This is a genomic window from Mycobacterium sp. (assembly GCF_035697385.1).
Classification (GTDB): domain Bacteria; phylum Actinomycetota; class Actinomycetes; order Mycobacteriales; family Mycobacteriaceae; genus Mycobacterium.
In genome coordinates this window covers 22,434-31,881 of the sequence record NZ_DASSCY010000248.1, presented here as the reverse complement: position 1 = coordinate 31,881, position 9,448 = coordinate 22,434, and the positions used below count along the sequence as shown (strand labels likewise).

Sequence of the window (9,448 nt, the reverse complement as noted above, 5' to 3'; positions counted from 1 at the left end):
CCCGAGTACTCGAACCTGCCGCGCAAGTTCAAGACCGCGATCTCGGGGCTGCAGGACGTCTGCCACGAGGTCAACGACGTCGCGTTCATCGGGGTCAACCATCCCGAGCACGGCCCCGGTTTGGACGTGTGGGTGGGCGGCGGCCTGTCCACCAACCCGATGCTGGGCCAGCGCCTTGGCGCCTGGGTGCCGCTGGACGAGGTCGCCGACGTGTGGGAAGCCGTGGTCTCGGCGTTCCGCGACTACGGCTACCGGCGGCTGCGCTCCAAGGCGCGGCTGAAGTTCCTGATCAAGGACTGGGGCGTTGAAAAATTCCGTCAGGTGCTCGAGGACGAATACCTGGGCCGGAAGCTGATCGACGGTCCCGCGCCCGAACCGGTGGTCCACATCGTCGACCACGTCGGCGTGCAGAAGCTGAAGAACGGGCTGAACGCTGTCGGCGTCGCTCCGATCGCGGGTCGGGTGTCGGGCACCATCCTTTCCAAGGTGGCCGACCTCGCCGATGCGGTCGGGTCCGACCGCATCCGGTTCACGCCGTACCAGAAGCTGATCATCCTCGACGTGCCCGACGACGGGGTCGACGAGCTGGTCGCCGGCCTCGACGCGCTCGGTCTGCCGTCGCGCCCGTCGCACTGGCGAAAGAACCTGATGGCCTGCACGGGTATCGAGTTCTGCAAGCTGTCGTTCGCCGAGACCCGCAAGCGGTCGCAGGTGCTGGTGCCCGAGCTGGAGAAGCGGCTCGAGGACATCAACGCTCAGCTCGACGTGCCGGTCACGATCAACATCAACGGATGCCCGAACTCGTGCGCGCGAATCCAGGTCGCCGACATCGGGTTCAAGGGCCAAATGGTCGACGACGGCGATGGGCCGGTTGAGGGTTTCCAGGTGCATCTGGGCGGCAGCCTGGGCCTGGACAGCGGTTTCGGCCGCAAGTTGCGCCAGCACAAGGTGCTGTCCAGCGAGCTGGGCGACTACATCGACAGGGTTGTTCGGAACTTCGTGAAACAACGCGAGCAGGGTGAGCGTTTCGCTACGTGGGCACTACGAGCAGACGAGGCGGATTTGCGATGACGGAACTGATGACCGAGACGGACCTGCAAGCGCTGGCCGAGCGCGGCGCGGCCGAACTCGACGGTGCCAGCGCTGACGATCTGCTGCGCTGGACCGACGAGAACTTCGGCGGCAATTACATCGTCGCGTCCAACATGCAGGATGGGGTGCTGGTCGACCTGGCTTCCAAGGTGCGCCCCGGCGTGGACGTGCTCTTCCTCGACACCGGATACCACTTCGTCGAGACGATCGGCACCCGCGACGCCGTCGAGGCCGTCTACGACATCAACGTCGTCAACGTCACACCCGAGAACACCGTCGCAAAGCAGGACGAACTGTTCGGCAAGGACCTGTTCGCCCGTGAACCGAACGAGTGCTGCCGGATGCGCAAGGTCGAGCCGCTGAGCAAGGCATTGCGCAGCTACTCCGCGTGGGTCACCGGCATTCGTCGGGTGGAGGCACCAACGCGCGCCAACGCCCCACTGATCAGCTGGGACAAGGCGTTCGGATTGGTGAAGATCAACCCATTGGCGGCGTGGACCGATGAGGACATGCAGACCTACATCGACGCCAACGATGTGCTCGTCAATCCCCTTGTCTACGAAGGCTATCCGTCGATCGGTTGCGCGCCGTGCACGGCCAAGCCCGTTGAGGGCGCCGATCCGCGCAGCGGCCGCTGGGCCGGTTTGTCGAAGACGGAATGCGGGTTGCACGCGTCGTGACCCTGGTCTTGGCCGCACACGGCAGCGCCGACCCGCGTTCGGCGGCGGTGACGCATGCGGTCGCGGGCCGGATCCGGCGGCTGCGGCCCTGGCTCGATGTGCGGCCCGCGTTTCTCGAGCAGACCACGCCGGACCTTCGCGACGTGTTGGCCGCTGCGCCCGGCGACGGAGTCGTGGTGCCGTTTCTTCTGGCCGACGCCTACCACGCCCGCACCGACATCCCGGCGATGATCGCGGAGTCCGGGGCTGCGTTCGATCAGGCGGGGGTTCTCGGTGAGGATCCCGCGTTGTTGTCTGTGTTGAGGCAGCGACTGGCCGAGGCCGGAGTGTCCCCGGACGACGAGGGTCTTGGCGTGCTCGTAGTCGCGGTGGGCTCGTCGAGTGAGGCCGCGAATGCGCGGACGTCGACCGTGGCACCCGCGTTGCGCGCCGGAACCCGCTGGGCCGGTGTGGAAGTGGCGTTCGCCACCGGACCGCAGCCCGGTGTCGCTGACGCGGCAGCCGCGCTGGCCGCCAACGGCGCCGACCGTCTGGTGATCGCGCCGTGGTTCCTGGCGCATGGACGGATCACCGATCGGGTCGCGAACTTCGCTGCGGCGCAAGGTATTTCGATGGCGGAGCCGCTGGGCTCTCACAATCTGGTCGCCGCGACGGTTTTGGACCGTTTCGACGCTGTCGCCGCCGTTGATCGCGCCGCCGCCTAACTGCGCGAGCTGGGCCCACGCGAAGCTGGGGAACGCGAGTGTGCGTTCGAATACGCTCGACTCGGCGTTTCGCGTACGAAACCGCACAATCGCGGTTGACCTCGCGGCGGCGTAGCCCCCGCGCCTAACACTCAGGCCTTCGTCAGCGTCTCATCCTCGTCGGCATTGTCGCTGTGCGGAATCCCGGTGCCACCAGGCAGCGGAGGCACGCGGGTGGCCCGGACATAGACCGTATCGCCTTCCTTGAGCCCAAGTGCCTCTGCGTCGCCGCGGGTGATCTGCGCGGTGAATGGTGTCTGGTCGGTGGCGCTGGTCAGTTCGACACGAACTTCGAAGCCCAGCATGACAATTCGATCAATGGTTGCCCTCAACACCCCGGTGGCCTGGACGGAGTCGTCGCTTGTCGCGATCGCCATATCGGGATTGCGTCCTACACGAATGTCGTGCGGCCGCACCAGGCTTCCGTTGAGCGCCGACACCGCACCCAAGAACGACATAACGAAAGCGTTGGCCGGCGCGTCGTAAACCTCCGTCGGCGAACCGACCTGCTCGATGCGGCCCTTGTTCAGCACCGCGATCCGGTCGGCGACATCAAGGGCCTCCGACTGGTCGTGAGTCACCAGCACAGTGGTGACGTGCACCTCGTCGTGCAGACGCCGCAGCCATGCCCGTAGGTCTTCGCGGACCTTGGCATCGAGCGCACCGAACGGCTCATCGAGCAACAGCACTTGCGGGTCGACCGCGAGCGCGCGGGCCAATGCCATGCGCTGGCGCTGGCCGCCCGACAACTGGTTGGGGTAGCGGGTCTGAAAACCGCTGAGCCCCACGACTTCCAGCAGGTTGTCGACCTTGTCCTTGATCTCAGACTTCGGTCGCTTGCGGATCTTGAGGCCGAACGCGACGTTGTCACGCACAGTCAGGTGCTTGAACGCCGCGTAGTGCTGGAACACGAAGCCGATGCCGCGCCGCTGTGGCGGCACATGCGTGACGTCGACTCCGTTGATCGTGACGGTGCCGGTGTCGGGCTGGTCCAAACCGGCAATCGCGCGCAGCAGCGTCGACTTGCCCGAACCGCTGGGTCCAAGCAACGCGGTCAGCGAGCCCGACGGCACGTCGAAGTCGACGTTGTCCAGTGCGGCGAAGTCGCCATAGTGTTTGTTAGCGCCCCGCACGGTGATCGCAGTGGTCATGTCAAGCGTCTCCTAGTTGCTGGTCTTCTCGCGGCGAGCGTCGAGGATCACCTGGGCGATCAGCACGATCACCGCCACGGCCATCAGCAGCGTTGAGATGGCGTAAGCGCCGTAAACGGATTCTGCGGTACCGCGGTTGTATCTGTCCGCCACCAACAATGTGAGTGTTTGCGACGTTCCCGGCAGGTTGGACGCCACCATGATCACGGCGCCGAACTCGCCGAGGGTGCGGGCGACGGTCAAAACGATGCCGTAGGTCAGACCCCACCGGATCGACGGCAAGGTGATCCGCCAGAACGTCTGCCACCACGTGGAACCCAGTGTCGCTGCGGCTTCCTCCTGGTCCGTGCCCAGTTCGTGGAGCACTGGTTCGACCTCGCGGATGACAAACGGCACGGTGACGAAGATGCTGGCCAGCACGATGCCCGGGAAGCCGAAGATGATCTTGAACCCGAGATCGTTCTCCACGAATCCGAAGATTCCTGCACTGCCCCACAACAGAATCAGCGCGACGCCGACGACCACCGGCGACACCGCGAACGGCAGGTCGATGACGGCCTGCAGCACACCCTTGCCTCGGAACTTGTTGCGCGCCAACACCAAGGCGGTCGGTATACCGAATACCACGTTGAGCGGCACCACGATCGCGACCACCAACAGCGAGAGCTGCAACGCCGACACCGCCGCCGGAGTGCTGATCGACTGGAAGAACGAGCTGACGCCCGGTTCGAAGGTGCGCCACAGGATCATGCTGACCGGGACGACGAGCAGCACGACCACGTAGGCAAGGGCGACATACCGGGCCAAGTAGCGCACGGCCGGCGATAAGTTCACTGTGCCAGCTCCTCGCGTTTGGCGGCCCGCGACCCGATGCTACGCAGGACGAACAGCACGACAAACGAAATCGCCAGCAGCACTATCGAAATAGCCGCCGCGCCCGTGCGGTCGTCGTTCTCGATCAGGGTCCGGATCCATTGCGACGACACCTCAGTCTCGCCGGGCACCGCGCCGCCGATCAGCACCACCGAGCCGAACTCGCCGATGGCACGCGAAAATGCCAGTCCCGCACCGGAAAGCAACGACGGCAGCAAGGCCGGAAGGATCACGAGCGTGAAGATGGTCCAGTTGTTGGCGCCCAGCGATGCGGCGGCCTCCTCCACCTCCCTGTCCAGCTCCAACAGCACCGGCTGTACCGACCGCACCACGAAAGGCAGGGTCACGAACAGCAGAGCGACGCCGATGCCCCACTTGGTGTGCTGAAGGTGAACGCCGATCGGACTGGCAGGCCCGTACAGGGCCAGCATCACCAGGCTCGCCACGATCGTCGGCAACGCGAACGGCAGGTCGATGATCGCGTCGACCAGCCGCTTCCCGACGAAATCGTCACGCGTCAGCACCCAGGCGATCAGCAGGCCGAAGAACAGGTTGATCACCGCCACCGAGAACGAGACCGTCAGCGTCACCCGGAACGACTGGATTGCGGCGTTGGACGTCACCGAAGTCCAGAACGCCTCCCATCCGCCGCCCGCGGATTGCCAGACGATTGCGGCCAGTGGCAGCAGCACGATGATCGACAGCCAGGTGGTGGCGACCCCCACCCGAAGAGACGTGCTGCCGTAGCGGCTCTTGAAAAAGCCCCGAGACCGCCCACCGCCGTCGCCGGGCGGCGCAGCGGTCTCGGGGTTAAGAGCAGCTGTCATCCAGTGGCCTGTTTGTAGATCTTGGTGATGCTTCCGTTGTCCTTATCGAACAATGCCGGATCGACCGCATTCCAGCCACCGAGGTCGGCGATCGTCCACAGCTTCTCCGGAGTCGGGAAATCGTCAGCGAAATCAGCGGCGACCGCGGGATCGACCGGCCGGAAGCCGGCCTCCGCCCAGATCTTCTGGCCCTCGGCGGTGTACAGGAAGTTCTTCAGCGCGTTGGCCTTCTCCAGATTCGCACTCGAGGTGACGACCGCGACCGGGTTCTCGATCTTGAAGGTCTGCGGCGGGTTGATGTGCTCGACCGGCTTACCCTGCCGCTCGATGTTGATCGCCTCGTTCTCGTAACTGAGCAGCACGTCACCGGTGCCCTGCAGGAACACGTCGGTGGCCTCCCTGCCGGAACCGGGCCGCGTCTTGACATGCTCGGTCACCAGCTTGTTCACGAAATCGAGCCCGGCCTGCGAATCCTTGCCACCGTTGCTCTTCGCGGCGTACGGCGCCAACAGGTTCCACTTGGCCGAGCCGGAACTCAACGGGCTCGGCGTCACGACCTCCAGGCCAGGCTGCAGCAGATCATCCCAATCGTTGATGTTCTTCGGGTTGCCCTTGCGAACGACAAGGGAAACGACCGACCCGAACGGAATCCCCTTGGTGGCGTCCGCGTTCCAGTCCTTTGCCACCTTGTCTGCCTTGACCAACCGACCGACGTCCGGCTCGACCGAGAAGTTGACGATATCGGCGGGCTTGCCATCGACCACCGCTCGCGACTGGTCACCCGATGCGCCGTAGGACGTGGTCACGGCCACACCCTTGCCCTCCTCCGTGGCGGCGAAGGCCGGGATGATCTTGCTCCAGCCGGGTTCGGGCACGGCGTACGCGACCAGCGTCAGCGTGGTCTCGGCGTCACCTTGACCGTCGCCGCCGGCGACGTCGCTGGACCCACCGCCGCAGGCAGCGAGCATGGAGGCGGTGGCGGCCAGCGCAACGGCGCTACGCCATGACTTTCGGAACTCGAGCATTCGTGACCTTTCCTTGCAGGGGACTACGGACGAAGCCCGTCACGTCAGCAAGGCGATGGATCATCAGTACCTGGGCAAAGAGACAGCCGCTACCGACACCAAACCGCGGACGGGTGTGGAGTCAGCGACAACAGTGAACGTCTGCAACAGCGCAATTACCCACAGCAATGAGCGCCAAGATGTGGCCCTCGGTATTGCCGGACACTGCATGCATGGCGCGAAGAATAACAGAATCGGAGAAGGGTGCTCACCTCGGACATCTTCGCTGCTCGCGACGGTGCCTTAGCCGACCTATCGAGTTAGCAGCCACATCACGATCACGAGCAACGCCAAGATGACCAGTACCAACGTCACCCGAGACCGGGGTAACCCGCTCACAGTTCGTCCTCGTCCAGATGGCGAGCCCGGCGCAGCAACCGGATCCCGTTTCCCAACGCACCGTCGAGCACCATCGCGATGCCGTACGCAATGACCAGCACCACTGGCATCACCACCGCGGTTTGCGCGATGAAAGGCAGACCGGAGAGCCACAGCTCGACGCCGTCCCACCAACTGAGGAACCCGCCCATGCGGCAAGGGTATGCGAGCGCTGGAGTGTGACCCCGTCAGGCGGTGTCGTCGCGGGCGCCGAGGCGGAGATGCTCGATGTGATAGATCGCCTCGTCGAGGAGCTGGGCGACATGGTTGTCGTAGAGGCGGTAAACGATGTTGCGGCCGGTCCGGTCGCCGGCGACCAGGCCGAGCGTGCGGAGAAGACGCAGCTGATGTGAGACCGCAGGTTGCTCCATGCCGACGGCTGCGGACAGGTCGGTGACCGTGCACGGCGACTGGCGCAGGCGCGTCAGTATGAGCAGCCGGTTCGGCGACGCCAGGGCCTGCAAGGTCTCGGCGACCTTGGCGGCGGAGGACGGATCGAGGGCGGCCTGCGGAGTTCCGCGACCTTCGACACCGTGTCCCATCTCGCAATTGAAGCATGACCACCGACGTAGGTATGACACATGTAGAGCTCTACATGTATACATTCATACGTGATGACGACGGCGACAACTGCCCAACCATCCGCTCAACGCGTGCCCGCAGCAGCCCGGTCCTGGCGAGGATGGGTGCGGTCGGTGGCCTCGGTGCGATGGGCGATCGCCGCCCTGGCGCTGCTGCTCGCCGGCCTTGTCGCACAGGTCGCTGGGGCGCCCGAGATGGTGTGGTGGGCGTTGTATCTGGCCTGCTACGTCGCCGGCGGCTGGGCCCCGGCCTTGGCGGGCCTGCAGGAGTTGCGGGCCCGACGCCTCGACGTCGACTTGCTGATGATCGTGGCCGCGATCGGCGCGGCATCCATTGGGCAGATCTTCGACGGCGCCCTGTTGATCGTCATCTTCGCGACGTCTGGCGCATTGGAGGACGTGGCGACCAAGCGGACGGAGGACTCCGTACGAAGCCTGCTTGACCTCGCCCCGGATCGTGCGGTGGTCGTCGATGACGACGGCAGTGAAAGGACGCTGGACGCAAGTGCGCTGCGCGTCGGCGACCATGTGCTGACACGGCCGGGTGAGCGGATCTCGGCCGACGCAATCGTCGTCGTCGGATCGTCAGATGTCGATCAGTCGTCGATCACCGGAGAGCCGCTGCCCGCCACGAAAACGGTGGGCGACGAGCTGTTCGCGGGCAGCCTCAACGGCTCAGGAGCCTTGCGCGCCAAGGTAACCCGAGACCCATCACAGACGGTGGTGGCACGCATCGTCGCGATGGTCGCCGAGGCGTCGGCCACCAAGGCCAAGACACAGCTGTTCATCGAGAAGGTCGAACAGCGGTACTCCGTCGTGATGGTCGCCGCGACGCTCGCGCTTTTCGCTGTGCCGATGATCTTCGGCGCCGACTTTCAGTCGACGTTGTTGCGGGCGATGACGTTCATGATCGTGGCTTCGCCATGCGCGGTCGTGCTCGCCACCATGCCCCCGCTGTTGTCGGCGATCGCCAACGCCAGTCGCCACGGCGTGCTGGTGAAGTCCGCGGTCGCCATGGAACGGCTGGCAGACACCACGATCGTCGCGGTGGACAAGACGGGGACGTTGACGTGTGGCACCCCGCGGCTCTCGCTCATCGAGCCGTCGAACCGCGATGTGGTGAACGACGAGGAAGTACTTGCAATGGCCGCCGCGGCGGAGCAATTCAGTGAGCACCCGCTGGGGCAAGCCGTTGTCACCGCCGCCCACGAACGCGGCGTCCCCATCGGTGACGCCCGTGACTTTCGGGCGATGCCCGGCCGCGGGGTATCCGCCACTGTCGACGGCCACCTTGTCGAGGTGCTCAGTCCCTCCGCACATTCCGGGTACCCGCTCCCGCCGGAGGTCGAAAGTAGCGGCGCCACCGTGGCAGTCGTCATCGCCGACGGCGAGCCGGTCGGAATCCTCGGATTCGAAGACCAACCCCGCGCGGACGCCACCGATGCCATGCACAGGGTGGCGGGGCTGACGTCGCACTCGCCGGTCTTGCTCACCGGTGACAACGCCGGCGCCGCCGCACGACTGGCCGACGAGGTCGGCATCGACGATGTCCGCTCAGGGCTGCTGCCTGGCCAGAAAGCCGTTGCGGTGCAACATCTTCAGGAATCCGGCCACCGCGTGCTTGTCGTCGGTGACGGCGTCAACGATGCGCCGGCGATGGCCGTCGCAGACACCTCGGTGGCGATGGGCCGTTCCGGCGCCGACCTGACGCTGGACACCGCCGACGTCGTCACGATCCGCGATGAGCTGAGCGCCATTCCGACGCTGATCAGCCTGGCGCGGCGGACCCGGCGCGTCGTCATTGCGAACCTCGCCATCGCCGCATCGGTCATCACCGTGCTCGTGATCTGGGACCTGGCCGGGGAACTGCCGCTGCCCCTTGGCGTCGCAGGCCACGAAGGATCGACCATCCTTGTTGCCCTGAACGGCCTGCGCCTGTTGGGCGACCGCGCCTGGTCTACCGCCGCAAAGCGATCGTGAGTTTGCCCGGGCGTGCGGCGATGACCCCAGGACACGCGGCCACCTGAGTAGACGCAGGCTACGTCGGCAGTCGATGATG

Annotated in this window: 11 protein-coding genes; 4 read left to right on the top strand and 7 right to left on the bottom strand. The window is 65.5% G+C overall.

All coding sequences use genetic code 11. From position 1 onward, the window contains the following. The 3 genes from VFH65_RS21020 to VFH65_RS21010 form a co-directional block, all read left to right on the top strand. Positions 1 to 1,071 (top strand): nitrite/sulfite reductase (locus tag VFH65_RS21020; RefSeq protein WP_353323981.1); only part of this gene is annotated, 1,071 nt, incomplete at its 5' end. Further along, positions 1,068 to 1,772, top strand: a complete 705-nt coding sequence (locus VFH65_RS21015; RefSeq protein WP_353323980.1) for a phosphoadenylyl-sulfate reductase — start codon at positions 1,068 to 1,070, stop codon at positions 1,770 to 1,772. The genes VFH65_RS21020 and VFH65_RS21015, both read left to right, overlap by 4 nt. Continuing rightward, on the top strand, positions 1,751 to 2,476 hold the full coding sequence (locus VFH65_RS21010; RefSeq protein ID WP_353323979.1) for a sirohydrochlorin chelatase: 726 nt from the start codon (positions 1,751 to 1,753) through the stop codon (positions 2,474 to 2,476). The genes VFH65_RS21015 and VFH65_RS21010 overlap by 22 nt, the downstream gene beginning before the upstream one ends. 131 nt (positions 2,477 to 2,607) lie before the next feature. Here VFH65_RS21010 and VFH65_RS21005 read toward each other — a convergent pair whose 3' ends face one another. The 7 genes from VFH65_RS21005 to VFH65_RS20975 all read right to left on the bottom strand — a co-directional run bounded on the left by VFH65_RS21005 (position 2,608) and on the right by VFH65_RS20975 (position 7,350). Further along, positions 2,608 to 3,666, bottom strand: a complete 1,059-nt coding sequence (locus VFH65_RS21005) for a sulfate/molybdate ABC transporter ATP-binding protein (RefSeq protein WP_353323978.1) — start codon at positions 3,664 to 3,666, stop codon at positions 2,608 to 2,610. Between the two features lie 12 nt (positions 3,667 to 3,678). Further along, positions 3,679 to 4,500: a sulfate ABC transporter permease subunit CysW gene (gene cysW / locus VFH65_RS21000; protein WP_353323977.1), complete on the bottom strand. Its 822-nt coding sequence runs from the start codon at positions 4,498 to 4,500 to the stop codon at positions 3,679 to 3,681. Then, positions 4,497 to 5,366 carry a sulfate ABC transporter permease subunit CysT gene (cysT, locus tag VFH65_RS20995; RefSeq protein ID WP_353323976.1) on the bottom strand — a complete coding sequence of 290 codons (870 nt, stop codon included), beginning with the start codon at positions 5,364 to 5,366 and terminating at the stop codon, positions 4,497 to 4,499. The genes cysW and cysT overlap by 4 nt, the downstream gene beginning before the upstream one ends. After that, the gene (locus VFH65_RS20990; protein WP_414688472.1) at positions 5,363 to 6,334 is read right to left on the bottom strand and encodes a sulfate ABC transporter substrate-binding protein; all 972 of its coding nucleotides are present in this window, start codon (positions 6,332 to 6,334) and stop codon (positions 5,363 to 5,365) included. The genes cysT and VFH65_RS20990 overlap by 4 nt, the downstream gene beginning before the upstream one ends. A gap of 178 nt (positions 6,335 to 6,512) precedes the next feature. Beyond that, complete coding sequence (locus VFH65_RS20985; protein WP_353323974.1) at positions 6,513 to 6,605, bottom strand: Ms4533A family Cys-rich leader peptide; 93 nt, start codon at positions 6,603 to 6,605, stop codon at positions 6,513 to 6,515. Positions 6,606 to 6,765: 160 nt separating this feature from the next. After that, positions 6,766 to 6,960, bottom strand: coding sequence for a hypothetical protein (locus tag VFH65_RS20980; RefSeq protein WP_353323973.1), 195 nt, complete (start codon positions 6,958 to 6,960; stop codon positions 6,766 to 6,768). Between the two features lie 36 nt (positions 6,961 to 6,996). Beyond that, on the bottom strand, positions 6,997 to 7,350 hold the full coding sequence (locus VFH65_RS20975) for an ArsR/SmtB family transcription factor (protein WP_353323972.1): 354 nt from the start codon (positions 7,348 to 7,350) through the stop codon (positions 6,997 to 6,999). Positions 7,351 to 7,422: 72 nt separating this feature from the next. Here VFH65_RS20975 and VFH65_RS20970 point away from each other — a divergent pair, with 72 nt between their 5' ends. Then, entirely contained in the window at positions 7,423 to 9,369 is a 1,947-nt protein-coding gene (locus VFH65_RS20970) for a heavy metal translocating P-type ATPase (RefSeq protein ID WP_353323971.1), read from the top strand. Positions 9,370 to 9,448: the final 79 nt, after the last annotated feature.